At 51.5% G+C, this 25205-nt stretch carries 20 protein-coding genes; 17 read left to right on the plus strand and 3 right to left on the minus strand.

The genetic code is table 11. The features are described 5' to 3' along the window. Positions 1-5: 5 nt before the first annotated feature. The 4 genes from ACYVK4_RS03355 to nfi all read left to right on the plus strand — a co-directional run bounded on the left by ACYVK4_RS03355 (position 6) and on the right by nfi (position 3797). The gene (locus ACYVK4_RS03355) at positions 6-1547 is read left to right on the plus strand and encodes a S41 family peptidase (RefSeq protein WP_461126069.1); all 1542 of its coding nucleotides are present in this window, start codon (positions 6-8) and stop codon (positions 1545-1547) included. A 91-nt stretch (positions 1548-1638) separates the two neighbouring features. Then, complete coding sequence (locus ACYVK4_RS03360; protein WP_461126070.1) at positions 1639-1896, plus strand: hypothetical protein; 258 nt, start codon at positions 1639-1641, stop codon at positions 1894-1896. Between the two features lie 146 nt (positions 1897-2042). Next, entirely contained in the window at positions 2043-3056 is a 1014-nt protein-coding gene (locus ACYVK4_RS03365; protein ID WP_461126071.1) for a sterol desaturase family protein, read from the plus strand. A 48-nt stretch (positions 3057-3104) separates the two neighbouring features. Then, positions 3105-3797, plus strand: coding sequence for a deoxyribonuclease V (gene nfi / locus ACYVK4_RS03370; RefSeq protein ID WP_461126072.1), 693 nt, complete (start codon positions 3105-3107; stop codon positions 3795-3797). Between the two features lie 87 nt (positions 3798-3884). Here nfi and ACYVK4_RS03375 read toward each other — a convergent pair whose 3' ends face one another. Then, positions 3885-4094 carry an alkylphosphonate utilization protein gene (locus ACYVK4_RS03375; protein WP_461126073.1) on the minus strand — a complete coding sequence of 70 codons (210 nt, stop codon included), beginning with the start codon at positions 4092-4094 and terminating at the stop codon, positions 3885-3887. 141 nt (positions 4095-4235) lie between these two features. Between ACYVK4_RS03375 and ACYVK4_RS03380 the strand changes: the two genes are divergently transcribed. The 3 genes from ACYVK4_RS03380 (at position 4236) to ACYVK4_RS03390 (ending at position 9340) form a co-directional block, all read left to right on the plus strand. Beyond that, entirely contained in the window at positions 4236-6278 is a 2043-nt protein-coding gene (locus ACYVK4_RS03380) for a hypothetical protein (RefSeq protein ID WP_461126074.1), read from the plus strand. A 46-nt stretch (positions 6279-6324) separates the two neighbouring features. Beyond that, entirely contained in the window at positions 6325-6669 is a 345-nt protein-coding gene (locus tag ACYVK4_RS03385) for a winged helix-turn-helix domain-containing protein (RefSeq protein WP_461126075.1), read from the plus strand. Positions 6670-6766: 97 nt separating this feature from the next. Continuing rightward, on the plus strand, positions 6767-9340 hold the full coding sequence (locus tag ACYVK4_RS03390; protein ID WP_461126076.1) for a TonB-dependent receptor plug domain-containing protein: 2574 nt from the start codon (positions 6767-6769) through the stop codon (positions 9338-9340). Between the two features lie 7 nt (positions 9341-9347). Here the strand turns inward: ACYVK4_RS03390 and ACYVK4_RS03395 are convergent, their stop codons facing one another. Continuing rightward, the gene (locus tag ACYVK4_RS03395) at positions 9348-11006 is read right to left on the minus strand and encodes a hypothetical protein (RefSeq protein ID WP_461126077.1); all 1659 of its coding nucleotides are present in this window, start codon (positions 11004-11006) and stop codon (positions 9348-9350) included. A 106-nt stretch (positions 11007-11112) separates the two neighbouring features. Then, entirely contained in the window at positions 11113-12489 is a 1377-nt protein-coding gene (locus tag ACYVK4_RS03400; protein ID WP_461126078.1) for a PQQ-dependent sugar dehydrogenase, read from the minus strand. A gap of 221 nt (positions 12490-12710) precedes the next feature. Here ACYVK4_RS03400 and ACYVK4_RS03405 point away from each other — a divergent pair, with 221 nt between their 5' ends. From ACYVK4_RS03405 to ACYVK4_RS03450, 10 genes are all read left to right on the plus strand, one after another. Further along, positions 12711-13052, plus strand: coding sequence for a tRNA-binding protein (locus ACYVK4_RS03405; protein WP_461126079.1), 342 nt, complete (start codon positions 12711-12713; stop codon positions 13050-13052). A gap of 169 nt (positions 13053-13221) precedes the next feature. After that, positions 13222-13755, plus strand: coding sequence for a hypothetical protein (locus tag ACYVK4_RS03410; RefSeq protein ID WP_461126080.1), 534 nt, complete (start codon positions 13222-13224; stop codon positions 13753-13755). Positions 13756-13892: 137 nt separating this feature from the next. Next, positions 13893-15383 carry a multicopper oxidase family protein gene (locus ACYVK4_RS03415; RefSeq protein WP_461126081.1) on the plus strand — a complete coding sequence of 497 codons (1491 nt, stop codon included), beginning with the start codon at positions 13893-13895 and terminating at the stop codon, positions 15381-15383. A 136-nt stretch (positions 15384-15519) separates the two neighbouring features. Next, entirely contained in the window at positions 15520-16083 is a 564-nt protein-coding gene (locus ACYVK4_RS03420; RefSeq protein WP_461126082.1) for a toxin-antitoxin system YwqK family antitoxin, read from the plus strand. A 131-nt stretch (positions 16084-16214) separates the two neighbouring features. Then, the gene (locus ACYVK4_RS03425) at positions 16215-17600 is read left to right on the plus strand and encodes a M20/M25/M40 family metallo-hydrolase (protein WP_461126083.1); all 1386 of its coding nucleotides are present in this window, start codon (positions 16215-16217) and stop codon (positions 17598-17600) included. A gap of 97 nt (positions 17601-17697) precedes the next feature. Then, positions 17698-18966 (plus strand): aminotransferase class V-fold PLP-dependent enzyme, encoded by a 1269-nt coding sequence (locus tag ACYVK4_RS03430; protein WP_461126084.1) that lies wholly within the window; start codon positions 17698-17700, stop codon positions 18964-18966. 120 nt (positions 18967-19086) lie between these two features. Then, positions 19087-20853: an RNA-binding domain-containing protein gene (locus ACYVK4_RS03435; protein ID WP_461126085.1), complete on the plus strand. Its 1767-nt coding sequence runs from the start codon at positions 19087-19089 to the stop codon at positions 20851-20853. Positions 20854-21071: 218 nt separating this feature from the next. Next, entirely contained in the window at positions 21072-23063 is a 1992-nt protein-coding gene (locus tag ACYVK4_RS03440) for a S9 family peptidase (protein ID WP_461126086.1), read from the plus strand. Between the two features lie 121 nt (positions 23064-23184). Then, on the plus strand, positions 23185-23649 hold the full coding sequence (locus ACYVK4_RS03445) for a lipocalin-like domain-containing protein (protein ID WP_461126087.1): 465 nt from the start codon (positions 23185-23187) through the stop codon (positions 23647-23649). A gap of 358 nt (positions 23650-24007) precedes the next feature. Beyond that, entirely contained in the window at positions 24008-25180 is a 1173-nt protein-coding gene (locus tag ACYVK4_RS03450) for a pyridoxal phosphate-dependent aminotransferase (protein WP_461126088.1), read from the plus strand. The last annotated feature ends 25 nt before the right edge of the window (positions 25181-25205 follow it).

The following is a 25205-nucleotide window of genomic DNA, read 5'->3' on the forward strand; positions in this document are numbered from 1 at the left end:
GCATTATGAAAACGATCAGCTGTCTTTTTCTCTCATTCCTGTTTGCGTTGGGTGGCCACGCCCAGCCAGCCATCGACTCGTTAAAAACCAGGATCCTGCAACCCTCCGACATGCAGGCCGACTTCTCCTACCTCCGCAGGCTGCTGGAGGAGACGCATCCGGGTTTGTACCGGTACACGCCCAAACCCATCATGCAGGCAAAACTGGACAGCCTTGCCGGTACACTGACAAAACCGCTTCCGTTCTACGATTTTTACCGCACCGTTGAAGCCCTCATAGCCGACATTCGCTGTGCGCATACGCATGCATTACCGGAGAAGAACTGGCGCAATCAGTTCAGTAAAGTCCAGCAAACGATCCCATTTTTTATCTGGACCACCCAGCAACGCTTCTTCGTCCTGATGAACGGCACGACCGACCAAACCATCAAACCCGGCTTCGAGCTACTTAGCATAAACGGACAGCCGATGGACGACGTCCGGCGGCAAATGGACCGATACCACTGGGCCGATGGCTATATTGAATCATCGAAAAGTCAGATGCGGGGTGAATTATTTAACCTATTCTATTACTGGTTCGTTGGCCAGCCGGATACATTTTCGCTCAGATTCCGCAGTCTGACGGGCGATACCCTTGAGGTGAATACCCCGGCTAAGCCCTTCCGCGTTTCGCTTCGGCAAATGCTCAAAAATCCCGTCAACAAGCAAATGGTAGCCTGGTATGTCAACAAAAAACAGAAACACCCCTGGCGCTTGTCTTTCCCCGATACGCTGGCGAACACCGCTATTCTTCGATTCGATGGCTTTGGGGGCGAAGGGGCCAGAAACAGTGATGAAGCCGTGACCGTTTTCCGGGCATTTATGGATAAGAGCCTGGCTAAACTTGAAAAGCAACGAATTCAGAACTTGATTATCGATGTCAGAGGCAATACGGGTGGATGGGACAGTCAGGGGATTGAGTTGTTTACGTATCTGATGAAAACGGATTCAGCCGTAGCCTATTACAGGCGCCAGCACAGCATTAGCGACGGCACCACCGGAAGCGAGTTTCTTGCCTTTTCGGACCTCTCCGAAGCCAACCGGAAGAATATAAAGAACGAGTTGACCCCTGAAAGTGACGGTACGTTTACGCTTAAGCAGGCTAGCGGCATTGATTCGACCGGTCGAACACCCAAACGGTATGCGCCTAAACCCAATCGGTTCAGAGGACAGGTTTATGTGCTCATGAATGGCGAAAGTGCCTCAACCGCATCCGAATTCCTGGCCGTTGCCCATGCCAATAAAGTGGGCGTGTTTATCGGTACGGAATCCGGTGGTGCCTATGAAGGGGGTAACGGGGGTAGTTTTATTACCCTTGGGCTCCCTAAATCAGGTATACAGGTAACAACACCGCTGGTTTATTACAACAATACCGTGCCTGAACCGAAGCAGAAAGGGCGCGGCACTCTGCCGGATCACGACGTGCCCGTTACCATACATGATTTGCTGATGCATACCGATTCACAAGTTGACTTTGTCGTGACCTTAATTCGAAAGCAACCTCAGTGAAGGCCTGAAAAGTAAAGCCCTGTACAACCCGGTGAGTCAGGCAGGCACGAATCCTACCGGCCCATGGCCGCTTACCAACCCCGCCAGCCCAGTGGAACGTTCGCCCACCGAAGCTGTCACCCTGCCAAATCAGTTACGCGGACAGATTCGCATTGAACCGCTGACCAAACCCCCGGAAACCATTGCCGGTTGCGGCATTTCGTTCAATAAGTGCGAGATACTGCTGGGCGAGTGCGACGAACCGGCACCGGAACATGGTAACTGGTCGCGATATGTCATTACGGCGAGGCAGACCTATACCTTATTGATCAACTACTTCTTACTGAGACCGAATGTCTATTCGTTTTAGGGATACGTATGGCATTTATCGGTAACGAACGGTATAATTGTGGGCAAAAACCGTTTATTCTGTTTGGGCACTGCCGGGCGGGCCTTTCCCTGATTCAGTAGCGCAATAGACACCAACCTGTTCCTTTCGATAACCTGCTGTCCGTTATGCATATTTTCGAGATCCTTTACCACGAATTCATCAACTTCTGGGGGTTTGACCAACTTTGGGAAATCATTCAAACGCAGAACTACGAAGCACTGCTGACCCAGAATGGTATTCAGGCTTTTTTAAGACCGCTCCTCCCGGTACTCCTGTTGATTGAGATTATTCGCGGGCTGTTTTACCGGCGCTACTCGCATGACCAGTACAAGATTTCTGTGTTCACGTATATCCTGAATCGCTTTATTTCCAGCTTTCTGTCAATTGCGATGGTGGCCTTTTGCATTGGCTTTTTTGAGCCCTATGCCCTTTTTAAGACCTCGCTTACCTGGTACTGGTTTATTTACGGGTACGTGGTTTGGGAACTCGCCCATTTTGTCTATCATTATTTCGGGCATAAAGTCCGGCTTTTCTGGTGCCTGCACTCCACGCACCACGCGCCGGAATACATGAACCTCTCCGTAACCTACGCGCACTTTTTTCTCGAAGCGCCCTACGCCGATATCATCCGTACCACCATCTGTATTCTGCTGGGCGTAAATCCTCCCCTGCTTTTTCTCATCATGTTCATCGACGGAACCTGGGGGTCGTTTATCCATATTGGCGAGAATCTGCTCAAAGACGGGCGGCTGGGCTTTCTAAACCGAATCATTCTTACACCATCGCACCACCGCGTCCATCATGCCCGCAATCCATTGTATATGGATACCAACTTTTGTAATCTCCTCAACATATGGGATAGAGCCTTTGGTACCTTACAGGATGAAAAAACAACGATGGAGATCGAATACGGCATTAGCCGTCCCATGAAAAAAGGCGATTTTCTGGATGCTTATTTTGGCGAAATCGTTGCCCTGGGTAAAGACGTGTACCAGGCACCCGGCATCAAAAACAAAATCCTTTACATATTCATGCCGCCTGGGTGGAGCCATACCGGCGACCACAAAACGGCCACCGTTGTCAAAGCTGACTATATCAAAGAGCACCAGCAGGAGCTTAGTCTGGCAGGGAAGCCCTAACCTTAACCCAATTTATTGGTTAGGTAAGGACTCAGCCCCTGTTTGCTCATGGCCACTTACCAACCTCTCCACGACTGGAATGTATCGCCCACCGAAGCCGTCGTCCTGCAAAATCAGCTACGCGGACAGATTCGCATTGAACCGCTGACCAAACCAGCCGAAACCATTGCCGGTTGTGACATCTCGTTCAATAAGTTCGAAGAGACCGTGTATGCCGGTATTGTGGTACTTCGGCTCGATACGCTCGAAACCATCGAAGAAACGGGCGTGGTCAGTACGGCTCCGTTTCCTTACATTCCGGGCTTGCTATCGTTTCGCGAAATTCCGTCCCTGCTCGAAGCCTGGCAGAAACTCAAGACCGAGCCCGATGTAGTGATGTTTGATGGTCACGGTACGGCCCACCCCCGCCGAATTGGCATTGCCTCACACGCGGGTCTGTTCCTGAATCGACCGACGTTTGGCTGCGGTAAATCGGTGCTGGTGGGTAAATACGACGAACCGGCACCGGAACGCGGCAACTGGTCGCCGATGCGTCATTATAACGAAGTGATTGGAGCCGCGTTGCGGACAAAGAACAAAGTCAATCCGGTGTATGTGTCGCCGGGAAATCTGATCGATCTGGAAACGGCTATCTCACTAACGCTGGCCTGCGACGGCGGCTACCGAATTCCCGAGCCCACCCGCCGGGCGCATAACCTGGTAAACGCGATACGGCGGGGGGAGCGGCCGGACCTAAGCTAAAGTCGGGTGCTTACTAGTTGCATGCCAGCGATAAGACAAACGCCATTTTCGAAAGAAATGGCGTTTGTCTTATCGCTGGCATATCAGTTATACCTTCTGCAAATACATCGTTTTCAACACCATCACTGTCCGCTCAACTTTACCTTCTATTTCCTCTGCATCCTCGGTGAGCCGGATATTTTTAACGACGGTTCCCCGTTTTAGGGTTGCCGATGACTCTCTTACTTTCAAATCTTTGATCAATTTTACCGAATCCCCTTCGGCAAGTAGTGTTCCGTTGCTGTCTTTTACGTCCATTTAAGTTAAATAGCTGGTGGTTTTCGGCAAAGGTACAGAAACGTCCAGAACACACCGAAAAACGGCAGACGAGGACAAGGGATAGCGCACGGATATTGCTGGTTGTTTACACGCCCCGTTCGTCGTCGATTATCGAATCATATGGATCATAGAAATCAGCGTTCGTTTTCCGAGCACCTCAGAAATTATACCATCGCGTTCTACCAGACGCAGCGAAATGCCTTTGTCATCATTATCACGCTGCTCCTGTCGCTCTACATACTGACCGTTCCCGATCAGGCAGGCGACATGATCAATGCGGTGATCGACGATGGCGTTTTCCACAGGCTGTTCCAGTACATATTGCTTAGTACACTCGTCTGGAGCTGGCTCGTATACGGCTGCACCCGCATGATTCTGCATATTTCACCCGTTGGCCTTCGCATCAATGAGGAATGTGATGTGTTGCTCCGATGGCTCCCGAAAATTGGCGGGGTCATTCCAGCCCTGATTCTGGCGTATGCGTTCTGGAAACCCGACCGCTGGCAGCCCTATCTGCTCCTGCTGGAAAGTGGCCTGATGCTGGCTCAGTTCCTTTGGGTAGAACACAACGTTTCTGTTTTCAAATTGCCCGACCGCTGGCGCTTTTCGGACCGGTATACCAATTTCAAACAGGATATTCGGGGGTTGTGGCGGCATCCGCTCGGGCGGCTGGTGATCCGGACGGGTGTTGTGCTGACGCTGTTTCTGATTGCCCTTTTTAGTCTGCCGGTTCAGTGGGGGCTGGCCCAGCGACTGCGTCCAACAGCGATCATCATCTTCGGTATTACGATGTACACCTTCTGGGGCAGCGTAGTCGTGTATTTTAATGACTACCGCTACCGCCCGCTTGTGCTGATAACGCTGGGATATCTGGTTCTCATCAGCGCGTTCAACGACAATACATCCGTTCGGAAAGCGACGGGAACATCGGTCCCCCCTATTTCGCAACGCCCGACCGTCGACGCCCATTTTGCCCAGTGGGTAGCCGCCCGAAGGCAGGAAGACGGCGATACGATTCCGCTGGTGCTGGTAGCGGCCGAAGGCGGAGGCATCCGTGCCCTGAACTGGACTGCCGAAACGCTCATCCGGCTCGACTCCATCATTCCGGGTTTCAGTCGGCATATATACGCGCTGAGTGGCGTATCGGGCGGGGGTGTGGGAACGGTTTTTTATACGGCCTTTCTGCGCGACGTTGCCGAAGCCGACCGTACCCGCACCTTCGAGCAGTTCCGAAAAGTGATTCGGGATGATTACCTGTCGGGTGTATCGTCGGCATTGCTCTTTCCGGAATCCGTACAGCGGCTCATTCCGGCGCCGATACCCTCCCTGGAGCGCGCCAAGTGGCTCGAAGATTCGTGGGCGGCTTCCTACTACAACAACTTAGCGTTGTCTACACTCGATTCGTCCCTGACGCAGTTGTACCAGACGCCAACGGGTTACAATTACAACCTGCCGTCGCTGCTGCTCAATGGCACCCTGGCCGAATCAGGGCAGAAAATCATTACCTCGAATCTGAAACTGGACGGTCGGTACTTTAAAAATGTGGTATCGACGCTGGATGTTCTGGGCATGGATGTACCGCTCAAAACGGCAGCGTCTCTGTGCAGTCGTTTCCCGGTCGTGACCAATGGCGGCTTGATTCAAAAAGACACGTTGTTAGCCAACGGCCGTAAACAGCGGTATGGCGGGCACGTAGTAGACGGGGGCTACTTCGACAACTCGGGCGTGGAAACCTGCATCCAATTGCTCAACAACCTCGTTCCGTCCATTCGTCGGCTCGACACGGCCGATCGGGTGACCATTATTCCGTATGTGCTCTTTATCCAGAACAGCAATACCATTGGCAATCTGCCGCAAAAGCGGTCCATTTTGCAGGAAGTGCAGATTCCCTTGCTGGCGTTTCTGAATGCCTGGGATAATGGCTCCGTCACCCGCGACAATATGTTCAACTCGTTTATAGACCGGTTTGCCAACCCGAAAACCAATTACCTGACCCTCCGGCTTGCCTACAACGAAAAATATCCGCTCGGCTGGTACATGTCCGACAGCGTAGCCCGGAGCATTGGTCAGCAGGCCAAAGACTCGATCAGCCTGAAGAACAGAGAGCTGGTTCGGTTGAAAGGTGCGTTTGGGAGAATGAACGTAAAACGGGTCGTGAACTAATGAATCCGTCGTACTTTAGCTCCTCAAACAACCGTTTGTTTCCGGCATGAACCTCCGCATAAACGGCCGCATCTGGCTTGAAACCCTTTCGAACGACACGGCCGAGCGCTTCATGGGCATCGGGCGACTGGAATTACTGGGCCATATTCAGCGAACCGGCTCGATCAATCAGGCCGCCAAAGCCATGAAAATGTCCTATAAACGCGCCTGGGAAATGGTTCACTCCATGAATACGCTGGCCAACACTCCGCTGGTCATCACCCAAACCGGGGGCGAAAAAGGCGGGGGCACCCTCGTAACCCCCGAAGGCGAAAAATACCTGAATCACTATAAGGGCTTGCAGGAACGGTTTCAGAAATTCCTGGCCGACGAACTGGCGAATCTACCCTGACAGGCTGACCACTTCATCAAATTTAACCCCAAATCATTACCCGTTATTTCCGAAGAAACATATCGGTCGTTATATTTCGGAAGAAATAGCGCATCGTATGAAATACCTCTTCCTGCTCTTTTTTATTGTCAGCCAGCAGGCACAGGCCGATATGCTACCCGACAGCACCATTAGCCCGAAGGATTCTCTGCGAAAAATTCAGCTTAACGAGATTGTCATTACGGCTTCCCGTATTCCTGAAAACGTGCTAAAATCGCCGGTGAGTATCGAATTGCTCGACGCCCGACAAATTCGGTTATCTGCCCAGCCCTCCTATTTCGACGCCATCGAGAACCTTAAAGGCGTTCAACTGCTGACGTCCAGCTTAGGCTTTAAAGTGTACAATACGCGCGGCTTTGCCAACCCGACCAATGTGCGCTTCGTGCAACTGGTGGATGGCATGGATAATCAGGCGCCCCATATTGGGGCACCTATCGCCAACGCACTGGCCCCCTCCGACCTGGACATTCAACGGGTGGAAATCGTACCCGGAGCGGCTTCGGCACTTTACGGCCTGAACGCCCTCAACGGCCTGGCGCAGCTGATTACGAAAGACCCTTTTTCTTCGCAGGGCTTGAGCGTTAGTCAGAAAACAGCGGTCAACCACGTCAACGATCCGCTGGTTCCGGCCAAAGCATACAGCGAGACAAGCCTGCGTTATGTCCGCCTGATTGGCTCGCGGGTGGCGGTCAAACTAAACGTTACCTACCAGGGCGGCTACGACTGGATCGCCCGCGACGCGTCGGACCTGAATCCCAATGCCAATACGTCTCTGGGCCTGACCGGAATGAACAACCCCGGCAGCGATCTGGTCAATAACTACGGCGATGAGTCGGCCAACCGACGGACGCTGACGCTGGGCGGCAAGAAATATGTTGTCTCCCGAACGGGTTATTTCGAGAATGACATCACCGATCTGAGCCTCCGAAACCTGCGGGGCGATGTGGGTCTTTACTGGCGCATTCGCCCAAATCTGACCCTTTCCTATCAATACAAAGCCGCTACGCTTAACAACGTGTATCAACGGACCAACCGCTTCCGGCTGGAGAATTACATCCTCGATCAACACGGCCTTACGCTCACATCGCCCTCCGTACAGATCCGCGCCTACCGAACGCGCGAGAACACAGGCGATTCGTACAACATCCGCTCGATGGCCGAAAACGTCGACAAATCCTTTAAGTCCGACAACCAGTGGTTTACCGACTTTTCGAACCAGTTCACGAGCAGCACCGCAACCGGACAATCGGTGATGGATGCCCTCCAAACCGCCCGAACGACGGCCGATGCAGGTCGGCCGCAACCGGGTTCGGAAACCTTTAATCAGCAGGTAGACAAACTCCGCGACATTAACAACTGGGATATTGGCGCGGCTCTGCGGGTGAAATCCTGGCTATACCATGCCGAAGGGCAGATAGAGCCTACCCGCGTACGGTGGGCGGGTTTCCGACAGAAAACCGGTATCGACCTGCTGGCGGGTCTGGACTTCCGGCGCTATGTGGTCTTCCCCGACGGCAATTATTTTATCAATCCAGACAAAACCAGCAACAACCTGATCTATGGCAAAACGGGCGGCTTTGTGCAGGCCTCCCGCCCCTTTTTCGGCGAAAAGCTGAAACTGAGCGGGTCGATCCGGGTCGATAAAAACACCTATTTTGACCCTAAAGTCAACCCCCGGATCTCAGCGGTTTTTTCGCCTGCCGAGAACCACAACGTCAGGGCGTCGTACCAAACGGGTTACCGGTTTCCGTCGCTGTTCGAAGCGTTTTCCAATGTCAACTCTGGCGGGGTAAAACGGGTAGGCGGGCTGAAGATCATGTCGCAGGGAATTTTTGAGAGCTCGTATCTGCGCACCTCCATCGACGCCTTCCAGGCGGCTATCAATACAGATGTCAACACGAACAAGCTGACGACCGATCAGGCCATCCAGAAGAACAAAGGCTTGTTGAAACCCAATACCTACACCTACCTGAAACCGGAACAGGTCAACAGCGTCGAGCTGGGGTATAAAGGACTGTTTTTTGGCAAAAAGCTGTACGTTGACGTTGACTTCTACTTCAATGTCTACCGGAACTTCATTGCGCAGGTAGAAGCCAACATTCCCAGGGGCAGGAACCCCGATTCGTTAGCGTATTACCTGGCTGACCGGACCCAGCAGGACCGCTACCGGCTGTGGACCAACTCCAAAACCAAAGTGTATAACTACGGGTCGAGTCTGGGACTGCGGTACTCGTCGGGTGGAAACTGGGGCTTTTCAGGCAACGCTTCCCTGGCTCGTCTGGACCGCACCGACCAGGGCGACGGGCTGGAAGAAGCCTTTAACACGCCTAAATGGATCACGAACGTGGGCATTTCGAATCCGGCCCTCTGGCAAAACATGGGCTTTTCGGTAAGCTATAAATACCAGAGTTCCTTCCTTTGGCAGTCGTCTCTGGCAACGGGCATTGTACCCGCCATCAACACCTTCGATGCCCAGATCAGCTACGCACTCCCCAACCTCGGCCGGTCGGTCAATGCGTTGTCGTTTAAGATCGGGGGCACCAATCTGCTGAACCGGCCTTACACGACCTTTACCGCCGGGCCCGGCGTGGGTGGATTTTACTACGTTACGGTCGTGGCCACTACGTTGTAGCCTTAACTTACTTCAGCAAATCCCGACGGATGAAGCTGTATGTATTGGGGTCGAACCCCGGTTTGCGGATAAATGCCGCAGGCGGTTGCTGAATAAACCGTTGCAGGCTTGTATCGCTCTGATAGTACCGGGCAATTTCGCTTCGGAAAATGATCAGATTGATGTCGTTCCTGTCGACAAACTTGTAAAAATCCGTGTAGCGTTTGTAGTTGTCGTAAGAGACAGACGTGTAACCAAAATAGGTAGGCAGGGCGTCTGGATTGTCGAAGATTCGGATTCGGTCTTTATGGACGATGGGGGCCGTCAGTTCTTTCGTGTACTGAAGCAGTCGGCGGTCGTTTCCGGGCGAGGGGGTCTGGTGCTGCCATTCCCAAACCATCCAGGCGCCTATCCCAACCAGCAACAGGACGGTCAATACACGCCCTGTCAGCCGAACAAGGGGCTTTCTGTTCGCCAGAGCATTCGTCAGCCAGGGCCGACCCTGCAGGTTCATCCCCACCACCCCAATCACGACCGGAATGAAGAAGTAAAAATTCGGAAGGTAGCGAATCTTGATGCCCATCGAATATACCGAACTCACAATAGGCGCCACAATAGCCGATGTTGCGACCAGATAGGGCCACGGATTGGCCATAACTGTTCGGCCTACCCTACGGGCCGACTGACGAATGGACACCAGCGCGAGAAAACCGATGACCAGCAGCACCCAGGTGATTTTTCGGTGGAACAGCCGCTCAACGGTGGCGGCACCCGGCAGATACGATAGCGGCCGAATGTACGTCTCCAGCAATGTGCCGAGTTGTACGCCCAGGTTAAAGATGTTGGGCAGCAGGTGATCGGCCAGAATAATGTCGGGGTGTTTGATCAACGCATCGCCAAATCCTTTTACGTGCTCCCCAAAAATAAGCTCCGTCATCACGTCATAATCGACCCAGTTGCTGTAGGTACCAAGCCGTTTGTCTTCGGGGTGGCGCATGGCATAGTTATACGAGAAATCCTGTTTGAAAGCTTTATCGCCTTTTTCGGAGAGAGGGCTACCGACGCCGAAAAACAGCAGCAAAGCCACGGCGACAATGCCGGCCACCGGATAAAACGACTGCCGAAACCATAGTGTGGCCCCAACCAGCAGCACAAAACACAACGCAAAGGGAACCACCGACTCGGGCCGGAAGTACGCAAACAGAAAATACATCAGGGTGAGTGCAGCAAACGATAGCTGAAGCCGATGGCGCAGGTAGCGGGCACAAACCATAAAGACCACGAGGGTCAGCAGGAAGAGCAGGATTGACACTTTCACACCCTCCGGAAAATTCATCTGGGAAAAATGGAATACCAGCGTGGCATATAACGACCAGTACCAGCGGAAACCCGCCAGCCGAAGGGCTCCGTACAGGGCGATCGTCGGGAGCGACGACAGCAGAAACATGTTCAGGTAGTATAACCGAATGGTATCCGACTCAAATAAAGAAAGGAACTTGTACCAGAGTGAATAAGCGGGGCCCCAATCCGTTTGCAGACCCAGGCGAAAATTGCTGATGCCCTGATACATGTAAAACCCTTCGTCGCCCATCTGTATATCGGCGATGGTGGTCAGCTGGTGATTAAGAACATAGATAGCAATGAACAGCAAAAGCAGGCTTATTCCGTCAAAAAGTTTATTCTTCATTCAATAAGGTGAGTGTGTAATTCATCCACAAAGGTAGCCGAAACCGACAAAGCATAAAAAACGCGTATCACCCAAGGGCAATACGCGTTTTCTTAATGGATTGAGATTATTTTTTTGCGGTGTACATGACCCGCCAGACTTTACCTTTCACGGAGTCGGAGATGTACAGGGAGCCATCGGGCCCCTGCGCCAGACCTACCGGACGGGCTTTGGCATCGCCGGGACTGGCCAGCTCCAGTTTACCCGCGTTGACATCCGTCCCTGGCTTACCCAGTTCGGGTACACCCGCAAAGTTCTCAGCGAACACTTCGTATTTACCCGACGGACGGCCATCTTTTCCGAACGGAATGAAAGCCACAAAATAGCCACCCTGCTGTAGGGGCGCGCGGTTCCAGGAACCGTGGAAGCAAACAAAAGCACCGTTCTTATACCGGGCCGGAAACGCGTTGGCTCCTGTTCCACCCGTGTAGAACAATATGTCGTTAGGTGCCCAGTGACCCGGAAACGCCATGATCGGCTTCTCTTTTCCGGCGCAACGGTCTACTTTGGTCCCATCGCCACCGTATTCAGGTGCCAGCAATTTCTGTTTTTTCTCGTGGTTATTGTAGCAATAAGGCCAGCCAAAATCAGCGCCTTCTTTCACCATCAACATCTCCTCCGATGGAAACTCGGCACTGTACTCATCGGTAAAAATGCCCCCCCAGTTGTTCAGATTGTCACGTCCGTGCTGCATGGCGTAAAGCGTGTTGTTGGCCGTGTTCCAGTCGAGCGCAACGGCATTTCGGATGCCCGTAGCATAACGTTTGCCATCAGCTTTGTGCTGATTCTGCTTGTTGGCGTCAAACTGCCAGATACCGCCGTACTCTTCCAGAATGGGGCATGGGTCCATTCCTTTCGAGCCTTTCTGCCGGTCTTTTTCCTGACAGGCGTTCGATGGGGCACCAAAATTGACGAACAGTCTTCCATCGGGCGAGATGGCCATCGACTTACTGGCGTGCTGACGTTGCAGCGTCAGACCGGTAACGATTGGCTCCATCGGCGTTGTTTCCAGCACTTTCCCATTGGTCAGTTTATAGCGATACACCGACGTATCCGACGACGCATAGAGGTAGCCGTTAAAAATGGTCATGCCCGTTCCGGTATTGTTGCCAAACTTAACGGTCTCGTCGGAGCGGCCATCGCCATTGGCGTCGATGAGTTCAACAATGCCTTTGCCCTCATTGAGCCGTTCCAGTTTTACGAATACCGTGCCGGCATTGTCGACGGCAATATGGCGGGCTTTCCCGAGGTTATCGGCAAATACCAGAGCGCCGAAGCCGGACGCTAATTTGAGACCACCGTTGTCGGGGTCGGGAGCCAGTTTACTCACGACGGCAGGGTTCTTAACCGGTGTCGGTTTTGCGGTCTTACCGGGTGTTATAGGTACGGGACCGGCCAGGGCACTGGTGGCAACGGCTGTTAGTAGAATTAATAAGGATTTCATGGATGAAATGAATTGGGTTACGACAACATGGGGGTAACGGGAGGTTACCATCAAAAGTTTATAAGGATTTGCGACAATTAACCAGGGTCGTTACGGGAATGGGTGTAAACTTACGTATTTCGGCTTTTCTTTTTGATCGGCTCCGATGTGGGCGGTCGTACTAAGAAAATTCAAAGTATCCTTCCAGTTCCAGACATTGTTTGATCAACAACCTCCAGCCAATGACTCCTCATTCCCTCAGTTGGACTGACTTCGAGAAAGTAGACATCCGGACGGGCACCATTATCGCCGTCGACGATTTCCCGAAGGCCCGCAAACCAGCCTATAAACTAACCATCGACTTTGGTGAACTCGGCATCAAACGCAGCTCGGCCCAGCTCACCAGACTGTATCAACCCGACGATCTGATTGGCAAGCAGGTAGTGGCTGTTGTGAATTTCCCACCCAAACAAATTGCCACGTTCATGAGTGAATGCCTGGTGCTTGGGGCGGTGGCGGAGGATGGTACCGTCACCCTGCTCCAAACCGAACGCGCAACCCCTAACGGGCAACGAATTGCCTGACCTTTAAACGCGTAAAGGCTTGAAGAGGCCGCCCCCAACAGGCAGCCTGCATCGACCCCAACGCCAGTCGAACCCCGAAACTCAACGCATAGAATGACGCTTTCTATGGGAGCGTCGTTATTTTTGCGTGGTACCGATGCCGAATTGCCTCTTTTCCCGTTCTATCCATATGCGAACTGTTTTACTGCTCACTACACTCTTTTTTATTACCACCCTGGCTGAGGCTCAGCGACGGCGTGATGATGACACCTCACATTACCGAACGATGCCCGTGCCTGCGCACCTGCTACCCATAGAGCGGGCTTATGGATCGTCGTCGCTGGGGAGCATTTACTTTTACGGCGGTAAACGACTCTCGTCGCCCTACTCATTGGAGATTCCATTTTATGAACTCAACGACCCCGACGTGTCGCATCGCTTCCGGGTATTCCGCACCGTAACGACGCTGAGCCGACTGACGGCCCTGTTGCCACTCGCCTACATTTTATTGAGCAGCAACCGCACGGGGGGTACCTACTGGACGGTGTATGGTGGTTCCATTGCGGCCTCTTTAACGCTTTCCATTATTGGTAATGGCCAGATCAACAAAGCCGTTACACGTTACAATGAACTGCTGCGTCAGCCCCGAATAGGCATGTCGCTGGCTCCCGTACCCCTAACGGGCTCGCTGGCTGCGGGGGTTGGGGTATCGTATGGGTTTTAATAAAATGATGTGGGTTGGGGCGGGTTAATACCTCCCAAAAATTCGACCCTCACCCATAGGAATACGCACCGGGTGTCGTCTAATCTGAATATTGGTAGCCTTCCGCTTTGGCTAACCGTTCATTTTACCGCCATCTCATGCAAAAAATACTCGCTCTCACTGTGTTTCTGGGCTTTCTGTTCGTCATCAGTTGTAGTAAACAGAGTGATACCAGCGTAACACCATCGACCACAGGCACAACCAGCACGACAACCTCAACCGGTACGTCGGTATATAATGACCTGTGGATTCCGCCCACCCTCAGCGGCACGACCTTCAATCTGACGCTTGCCAAATCCACAAAACAACTGCGGACGGGTTCGGTAACCAATACGTACAGTTACAACAACACGTCGTTTTGGGGCCCTACCCTGATCATGAACAAGGGCGACCTGGTAAAACTGAACGTGACCAACAACTTGTCGGAAGCGACGACCACCCACTGGCATGGCTTCCATATTCCGGCGGTTATGGACGGCGGTCCGCACCAGATGATCGAAGCCAGCACGACCTGGTCCCCTTCGTTCGAGGTAAAAAACAATGCCGGCACCTACTGGTATCACCCGCATCTGCACGAAAAAACAAAGGAGCAACTGACTTATGGCGCCGGTGGCCTGATCATTATCAAAGACCCCATTGAATCGGCGCTGGCCCTGCCCCGTACCTATGGCGAAGACGATATTCCGCTCATCCTGACCAGCCGGAGTTACACCTCTACCAACGCCTTCGACCTCTCCAACCGTGCTTACGGCGATTATCAACTGACCAACGGCACGTCGAACGCGCAGGTTAGTCTGCCCAAACAATTTGTGCGCCTGCGCATCCTTAACGCCGAAATCGAGCGGGGGTATAACCTGGGCTTCAGCGACAACCGAACGTTTTATATCATCACCAATGACGGTGGCCTGTTGGATACGCCGGTTCCCGTCACGCGGGTGAAAATGATGGTGGGCGAGCGCGTTGAGATCCTGGTCAACCTCGGCAGCGATGCCGTCGGTTCAAGTCTGGACCTGATGGCGTACAACTCAGGGCAAGCCTTTGGCTTTCCGGGGGGTGAGCCGAACACAGGCGGTGATTTCGGGAGTCTGCTGAATAACAAGAACTTTCCGGTGCTGCATATCAATATGAAGGCAGCCACACCAGCCGGTATTACGGCCCTACCGGCTAAACTGACCACCAACACCTACTGGACAGCGGCCGATGTGACCAACAGCCGGACCATCACGATCACCGGCGGGCAGGGTGCCACCGCCTTTTCGTTCGACAACAACCTCTACGGCGAAACAAAGATCAACCAGACGGTCAAGCTCAATGCCATCGAGAAGTGGACGATTACTAACAACAACATTTTCGGGCATTCCTTTCACATCCACGACATTCAGTTCAAGATCATTTCGAGAAGTTCGGGGGCCGTGGGTACGCACGAATCGGGCTGGAAAGACACCGTTTTTGTACCCGTCGGCGAAAGCGTTTCGGTTATTGCCAAATTTGACGATTTCGCCAGCAGCACCAACGCCTTCATGTATCACTGCCATTTCTCGAACCACGAAGACGGCGGCATGATGGGTCAGTTCCTGGTTGTTCAGTAAGTATTTAGGGGGGAATTATTGAACACAAAGACGCAGAGAACAAAGAGTTTACCTGGCTGAATTACGTTTATGTGAACTCTGTGCTCTTTGTGACTCTATGGTTAAATTAAATTCTTTTAAGTATAAAGCTCGTCATATGAAAAAAGGGTTACTCGCTGGTCTTGTGTTATCGTTTTGTGCGTGTTTGTTTCTCTTCCTGAACAGCTCCCGAACCCCACCGCCTGTGGAGGTAGTCAATTATGACCCATTACTGCAGAAAACCGATAGCGGCTGGTCTTACAAAGGAGCGGTATTTTCGGGCTATATGGTCGAGAAGGAAAAAGATGGGCTGATCGTCTACCGGTTGCCCATTCTGGATGGCCGAGAGAACGGACTGGCGAAAGGCTGGTATAATACAGGCGAGAAGCTGCTGGAGCGACGGTTTGTCGATGGCCGAAAGGAAGGATTGTTTACACAATGGTGGCCCAACGGGCACCTTCGCTACGTGTTCCACTACCGACATGACCAATATGATGGCCCACAACTCGTGTTTTTTCCAGACGGGACAAAACGGGAAGAAAGTATGTATAAGTTAGGTGAACAGGATGGCCCCCAGCGCGTGTGGGACAAGGCGGGAAAACGGGTAGCCAACTACACCATCCGAAACAAACGGGCCTATGGGCTTATTTCGGTCAAAAGCTGTTTGCCCGTTATACACTAACCTCACCGATAGGAACTTATTTGGCCTGTCTACTTAACGGCAAAATATTCATTGGCTTTGCGATTCTAAAAAGCGCAAACTAGGCGGGTTTGCGCTTTTTTAGTAGCTTCGCTGATTCAATCAGCAAACTCATGCAAACAAAACCCTCCCGTTTCCTTTTTATTGCTTTTATTCTTTTCTCTCCCTTACTCAACGCCCAAACAATTGTTAACCGCGACCCCCAGATCGCGGATCTCGTCAGCCAGATTTCGGCCGATAGCCTGCGGGCGCACATCAATGGTCTGGTCAGCTTCGGCACCCGCCACACGCTGAGCGTACCAACCGATGCCAACGCCCCCGTCGCTAAAAAAGGCCTGGGTGCCGCCCGACAGTGGATTCTGGGCAAATTCAACCAGTACGCCAAACAGTCGGGCGGGCGTATGACCGCCATGCTCGACACCTGGACACTCCAGCCCGACGGCCGGCGGGTAGACAAGCCCGCCAACATGGGCAACGTGATGGCCACGCTGAAAGGCACCGATCCCACCGACACCCGCGTTTTCATTGTACAGGGCCACATGGATAGCCGCGTAACGAACGTGATGAACCGCGAATCGGACGCCCCGGGCGCCAACGACGATGGGTCGGGAACAGCTGCCGTTATTGAACTATGCCGGGTCATGAGCAAATCGTCCTTTCCCGCCACAGTGATTTTCGTGACGCTGACGGGCGAAGAGCAGGGCTTATTAGGCGCTGAGCACCTGTCGGAACGGGCCATCAAAGAAAAGTGGAACCTCGAAGCGGTGCTCAACAACGACATTATGGGCAGCAACAACAGCAGCGACACCCGTATCATCGATAACACCCGCATCCGGGTATTCAGCGAAGGACTACCGGGCAATCTGCTCAAAGATACCACTGGCCGTATTGGGCAAATCCGTCAGTTCGGCAACGAGAATGACGGCAAAGCCCGCACCCTGGCCCGTTACCTGAAAGAAGTGGGTGAGCGCTACGTCGAAAACCTCGAAGTCGTCATGGTGTACCGCAACGACCGGTACCTGCGCGGGGGCGATCATACGCCTTACGTACAGCGCGGTTTTGCCGCCGTTCGCCTGACCGAGATGAACGAAAACTACGAACACCAGCACCAGGACCTGCGTACCGAAAATGGAATCGAGTTTGGTGACTATCCAAAGTTCATGGATTTCGAATACCTCCGCAAAAACACCGCGATCAACCTGGCTACACTTGCCAACCTGGCCAAAGCCCCGGCAGTACCGCAAAAGGTAACTGTCGACGTTCGGAACCTCACCAACGCGACGGTGCTGTACTGGCAAGCCCCAACGGCGGGTAAGGTAAAAGGCTATTATGTGCTCATGCGGGAAACCTACTGGCCATTCTGGCAGAAGAAATTCTTCACCACTAAACTCGGTATGACCTTGCCCTTTTCGAAGGACAACTATTATTTCGCCGTTCAGGCCGTGAGCGAAGACGGCAACGAGAGTTTACCGGTGTTGCCGGTTCCGAATTTGCGGTAAGAAATGTCTGGGTCAGGCTCCAGCCTGGCCCGTTTCGAATTTACACGGCCAGGCCGGAGCTTGGCCCAACCAATGTCCATCCCAGTCCGTATCAGCCATGCCCACGCTCTCCAAACGTCAATTCCTGAAATCCCTCGCCGGAACAGCCGCCCTATCGACCTGGGCAGGTCTGGATGAAACGCTGGCGAAGGTGGCGCATGTCCCTTCGGCCACACTGGCGCAAGCCGAAGACTTCTGGGTGGCCATCCGGGCGGCCTATCCCGTTACGAAAGAATTCATTCAGCTCGAAAACGGGTATTATTCGCTGGCGGCACAACCTGTAATGGACAGTTACCTGAAGCACATTCAGCGCATCAATTCGGTGTCGTCCTATTACATGCGAACGCGCCAGTTCGACGACAAACGCGAGTCGCAAACGCAACTGGCCCGGCTGCTGGGCTGCTCTCCCGACGAGCTGATCATTACCCGAAACACCACCGAATCGCTGGATACGGTTATTGGCGGATTGACCTGGAAAGCGGGCGATGAAGCCATTATGGCGCAGCAGGATTATGGTGCCATGCAGGATATGTTCAAGCTTCAGGCCCGACGGCATGGCCTTGTCAACAAGGTTCTTTCGCTACCCAATCATCCCAAATCGGATGCGGAGATCGTTAGTTTGTACGAGAAAGCCATTACACCCAAAACCCGGTTGCTGATGGTGTGCCATATGGTCAACATCACAGGTCAGATTTTGCCAATCCGTCAGATTACCGAAATGGCCCACCAACACGGCGTTGAGGTGTTGGTGGATGGGGCCCACGCGTTTGCTCAGTTGAACTTTAAGCTGGCCGATCTCGGTGGCTGCGATTATTATGCCAGCAGTCTGCATAAATGGCTGGGCACGCCCCTGGGCGCGGGCATGTTGTATGTTCGAAAAGATAAGATCGCCGGAATCTGGCCCATGTTTGCCGACAGCAGCGTACCCGACAACGACATCCGTAAACTCAACCATACCGGCACGCACCCGGTGGCTACAGACCTGGCGATTCAGGATGCCATCAAATTCCACGAAAGCATTGGCATCGAACGCAAGGAAGCACGGCTTCGCTACCTGCAGCGCTACTGGACGGATCAGGTACGGCGTAATCCCAAAATCACACTAAACACGCCCGAAGACCCCGCCCGCTCCTGCGCTATCGCCAACGTAGGTGTAGCCGGGAGAACGCCCGCCGAACTGGCGAAAGTGCTCCTCGATAAATACAAAATTTTCACCGTCGCCATCGACTCGCCCCCCGTGCAGGGCGTACGCGTAACGCCCCACGTATACACCACCACCGCCGAACTCGATACCTTTGTGAGAGCGTTGAACGAACTGGCAGGGTAACAGTACGTTGGAAGCTCTACTGAAATTTTTCAAAAACAGCCTGAAAGGCACTCTTACTAAAAAACGATATACCGCTATTTACGCTCTAAATCCTGCTTACAGCTTCTTAATGCCTTTATTATGAAAAAACTCACCAAGCTTAGTGTACAATGGTTCTACAATTTGCTCGAAACTGGTGAGTGTGACTTTTTAGACTTCAAAGAGCAGTTAGATGACAAAATGCTTTTTGGGAAATCGCAACGCTCATTCAGCCCTAACTATGAGGAAATGGCTCGTGATGTAGTAGCCTTCGCCAATAAGAAAGGTGGATTTATTGTAGTGGGAATAGGCGACAAAAACAAAGAGCTAAACACTGACTTCACCATTGATACTCAACAGGAGATTAGTTTAATCAAAAACATTCAGGAACGTACTGAGCCATCCATCACAGTAGCTACTCATCAATTGATTGTTCAAAGTACTACGTTGTTAGTTATTGAAATTCCGTTCACTGATTATGTACACTCAACGACTAAGGGTGAGTATTTAGTCCGTAATTTTGATGGAAACCGCCCGATTTCACCAACCGACATGGCCACACTCATGTCTGAAAAAGGTCAAATCGTTTATGACCAAAAAGTATGGCGTCTTAATTATGGGTCGATTGGAACAGATGCAACTGGATATCCAATTCCAGGCTGGCAAGATATTGAACGAACAAGAGCCTTATTCTCCAAAATCCAGGCCATTAAGCCCCAAAGTCCCTACTTAAAAAAGTCATTACCGGAATTTGGCGAAACGTTAGGATTTGTTGAAGAGGAAGATGATACGTACTGGCCTACGACAACTGGATTACTTTTCATCGGCAATCAAAAGGTACTGAGACAAATTCCCTATAGCGAAATTAAATACATCCGCTACAAACCTGACGGTAGTTATACTCCCTATGAATACCGGGGCGATCTTATTACAATTGCTGATGAGTGTTTTCATCAACTGAAATCGGAAATTAATTTACGGGAATTTCAATTCGGCTTATTCCGTGAGTACGTTGAAGATTACCCTGAAGTCGTACTACGTGAACTATTGATCAATGCTATTGCTCATCGCGACTATTCACGCCAGGCCGTTATAGAAATCAGGAAATATACCAATTACATTGAGTTTGAAAGCCCAGGCCTTTTTCCTCAGGGCGTTACAACAGAGAATTACCTACGTAAAACCAATCCACGTAACCCGAATGTTATGGACGTATTTCGGGAGGTAAAATACGCAGAGAAGGCGGGTAGTGGATTCGATAAAATATTTACTGCTTTATTGAGCAAGGGTAAAAGTTTGCCAGTACCATTAGAAAGCGATCATTCATTATTATTTCGGATAGATGCTAACGTTTATTCAGAAAAGCTGATTGAACTAAGCTACCGATACAAAGAATTAACCAAACATGACATTGATCTAGAGAAGCTGCTGGTGCTCAGTGCGATCCACCTAAAACGAAAACTTAGCTACAAAGAACTGGCTGAGAATAAATACGTTAACCCTTATCTGCTGAGGAAGACATTACAGGAGTTAGAAGAGTTGGAGTTTATTGAAACAACGGGTAAGACATCTGGCGTAAAATACATTATTCACAAAAAGCGCTTAGTCGACTCGGCTGAACAGAAAGACTATTTACTATCTAAACGACAAGAACGGCACAAACAGATTGAAACGATTTTACGCTACCTCGACGAATTTGATGAAATTGATAATGAAAAAGCGAGAGAGGTCTTACTCTTACCAGATAATCAGGATCATTACGTTTCCAGGCTATTCAGCGATATGCGAGAAAAAAAGCTGATTGCCGAAACAAGACGAGGAGCTAATAGAAAGGTATTTTATAGCAGAGTCACACAAACCACAGTTTAGCTCCTTCTTGCAATGCCTCTTATTTTGGAGTAATTTACCAACAGCCTTGCAAGAAGAAATCTACTCATTATCAAATAATTAACTATATGTCTTCTTGCAGAAAGTTTCAATCCTTGTTGCAGAAAGTTTCAATCCTTTCCCAAGCACATTCTCAACTATTCCAACGGTACGAAAAAGTATCATTCTTCAATAACGAATATTTTCAATCAGTCATCAATATGAACCGCTCGATCCTCTTTTCGCTTTTAGCCCTCTCATCGCTCGTGAGTGTGGCCCAGACGCCCGTGAAAAAGCGGCCGATCAACTCAACCGATATTTATCGCCTGCAAACGCTGAGCGATCCGCAGGTATCACCCGATGGCAAATGGATTGCGTATGGCTTATCGACGGTCGACACAACTAAAGACAAACGCAGCTCCGATGTATGGATGGTAAGTTACGATGGCAAAGAGTCCATTCAGTTGACCAACAGCGTCGAGCCCGAATCGAGAGCCCGCTTTAGCCCTGATGGCAAATACCTGTCGTTCATTTCATCGCGGCAGGGCGCTACCAAAGGGCAGATCTGGCTAATGGACCGCCGGGGTGGCGAAGCCAAAAAACTCACCGACCTGAAAACTGATCTGGAGGAGTACGTCTGGTCGCCGGATGGTAAAAAGATCGCCATGCTGCTCCGTGACCCCGACTATGCTGATTCGGCCAAGACCAAAGTCCGCAAGCCGTACGTACTGGATCGCTACCACTTCAAAGCCGATGTGAAAGGCTATATTGAAAAAGGCGCCGTACACCTCTACGTCTTCGATATAGCGACGAAGAAACTGGATACGCTCACAACGGGCGACTACGATGAAGCCTCGCCGGTTTGGTCGCCGGATGGAACACAACTGGCGTTTGTCAGCAACCGAACCGAAGACCCTGACCGAAATCAGAACACCGATATTTACGTCATCGATGCCAAAAAGGGAGCGAAGTTGAAGCAATTGACCACCTGGCCCGGCTCTGACAACAACCCTGAATGGAGCCCCGACGGCAAGCGCATTGCCTATACCCGATCGACGGCATCGGGCAACTTCCTGATGTACGACCAGCCCGTACTGGCCGTTATCAGCCGCGACGGTGGCGAGCCTGTGCTCCTCTCAAAAGCGCTGGACCGGCCCGTTCGTAACCCACGCTGGGCCAAAGACGGGCAGAGCATTGGCGTGCTGGTGCAGGACGACCGGCAAACCTATGTAGGTCAGTATACGCTGGATGGTAAACTAACGAAAGTAGTAAGTGGCAACCGGGCCTTTGGCGATCTGGAGCCCGTAGCCAGCGGCAGTTGGGTGACGCTAATGAGCGAACCGCAACTGCCCGGTGAGCTATACGCCATTGAGAACGGCACAACGCGTCGGCTTACGCATACGCACGATGCTTTTCTGGCCCCGCTTGAACTGGCAACGGTAGAAGGGTTCAGTTCGAAGAGCAAAGATGGTGCTCAGGTGTCGAACCTGTTGTTCAAACCCGCCAATGCACCGGCCGGCAAGAAATTACCCACAATCTTCTTCATCCACGGTGGTCCCGTAGCGCAGGACGAGTATTCGTTCGATATCACCCGGCAGCTGCTGACGGCAGGGGGCTATGCGGTGGTGGCAGTCAACTACCGGGGCAGCAATGGCCGGGGCCTCGACTATACCAAAGCCATTTACGCCGACTGGGGCAACAAAGAAGTGCTGGATATTCTGGGGGCTACTGATTACGTCGTGGAGAAAGGCATTGCCGACCCTGACCGGTTAGGCATTGGCGGCTGGAGCTACGGCGGTATTCTAACCAATTACACCATTGCCACCGATACGCGGTTCAAAGCCGCAGCCAGCGGAGCGGGTAGCTCGCTGCAACTATCCATGTACGGTATTGACCAGTACACAAATCAGTACGAAACAGAGCTGGGTGCCCCCTGGAAGAATACTGACAAATGGTTGAAGTTATCGTACCCATTCCTAAAAGCCGACCGGATCAAAACCCCGACGCTGTTCATGGCGGGCGAGAAAGATTTCAACGTACCCACGGCGGGTAGTGAGCAGATGTTTCAGGCTCTTCGGTCGCTGGGCATACCGACACAGTTAATTATTTATCCGGGTCAGTTTCACGGCATTTCGGTGCCCAGTTATCAGAAAGACCGCATTGACCGGTATTTACAGTGGTTCGATAAGTACCTAAAGCCCAAAACAATGTAAGTGTTCGTTGCATCAAAAAGTGTGCTTTTAGCGTATTGAGGGTAGTGCTCTATTATTATTTTTTGTAGCTTACCATCACTTGTCCCTGTTTCGTTTTGACTTTACTGAAAATCAATTGTTTATGAAGCATTATGTATATGTGTTATGCCTGGTTGTTGCTCTTACCGGCTTATCTTCCTGCAACAAGAGTAACGATCCCGAACCTGTATCTCCGGTAGTTGGCCGTTGGGAATTGAATAGAGGGTTGCTAAGTGGATTTGTTTCTCCTTATCAAAACTTAAACGCATTAGGGATCGACCTCTATAACTATGACTTCGGGTCGTATACCTCTCGCATCGATATTCGTTCCGATAAATCTTTTACGGATAATTACAAATCGGGTGGCCTGGTAAACGATGGTACTGGCACCTGGGACTATACAAACTCCCAGCTAACGCTCAATTATGACGATGGTACTAAAGACACCTACACCTATACATTGACCAAAGGGGTTGAAGAAATAGCATCGGCGGCTCAGAACATTACATTCCCCGTCAGCAGCACGGGAACAGCGCCCGGCAAACTTCAATACGTTTACCGAAAGTAAACTCCTGCTGATGCAGCTGACGGCCTGGGTCATCTCACAACAAAAAAGCCGATGCACATGCATCGGCTTTTTTGTTGTGAGATGACCCAGCGCCTGACAACCTTCATCTACCGTTGCCTAAGTTGTTACGTATATATTCAGGACAAGCAACGCGGCATTTTTTATTTGGCAAATACCAAAAAGCTATCATATTAATTTTGAACAATACATAAAGGCCAAAATATTTTAAGGGGTTTTCTTCAGGGAAACTCCTTTTTTGTTGACATTAATTCGTACTTTCACAAAACCCTATCTACTAAAGAGTTAGATTAAGTTTTACTTTTATTTTATCCCTGATAAGTACAAAATATTTACACACATGCCATCACAACTATCTCGCCGGGACTGGCTTCGCGCCAGCGGCCTTCTCACTGCTGGTCTCGGATTGAGCCGGTTCACTCCTGCTGCCGCCAGCACGCCCAACGCCCCATTGGTTTCCGGGTTTGCGAATGAGTTTGCCTTCATGGACGACCCGTTCGAGAAAATGTCGAAACTAAAGGTACGGCTGCTCGCCAATGAAAATCCGCTGGGTATCGCTCAAAGTGCGAAAGATGCCATTATGAAAGCGGCTGAAATTGGTAATCGCTACGCCTGGACAGAGTTCGGCCCCCTGAAGAAGTTGATCAGCGATAATGAAGGCGTAAAACCTCAGCATATCTTAATGTCACCCGGATCGTCAGACATTCTGCTGGCGGCTGCCGAACATTTCGCCAAAGGAGGAGGCACGATCCTTACCTGCCGCCCCACGTATGATGACTTGTTGGACAAAACGACCAAATTCGGTGCGACAATCAAGCCGATTCCGTTAACGAAAGATTTCAAATTCGATCTGCCTGCGCTGAAAGCTGCCCTCACACCCGATGTGAAGCTGGTGTACATCGTGAACCCCAATAACCCAACGGGTACGATTCTGTCGCCTGCTGAACTCGAAGCATTCTGCCGCGAAGTGGCTCCCAAAGTGCCCGTCTTCCTCGACGAAGCCTACATTGACTTTTTATCCCCTGCCGATCGGCCGATGCTCGGCAAACTGGTGGCCGAAGGGCTGAACATTATCCAGGCGCGTACGTTCTCCAAAATTCATGGTTTTGCCGGTTTGCGTTTAGGCTACGCCATGGCCCAGCCCGAAATGCTGAAAACGCTGCACCAGTACATCGGCGCGGAAGGAAATGTTAGTATCACCACCCTGATGGCCGGTATTGCCAGCTACAAGGATGTTGCCTGGCAGGATCACTGCCGCACGGAAAACGCCAAAGCCCGTGACTACACGACCAAAGCCCTGACGAACATGGGTTACGAAGTGATCCCGTCCTATACCAATTTCATTCTCTTTCCCATCCGTATGAAAACGGGTGCCTTCAGCAACCAGATGTTTGCCCAGGGCATTGGTATTCAAACCCGCGACTTCAACGGACAGCCCTATTGCCGCGTCAGCGTGGGTACCATGGACGAAATGGCCATGTTCATTGACGGATTTAAGAAGGTAGTCGGATAATTAAGTCAGTAAGTTGGTAAGTCGG

This window comes from Spirosoma aerophilum, assembly GCF_054782495.1.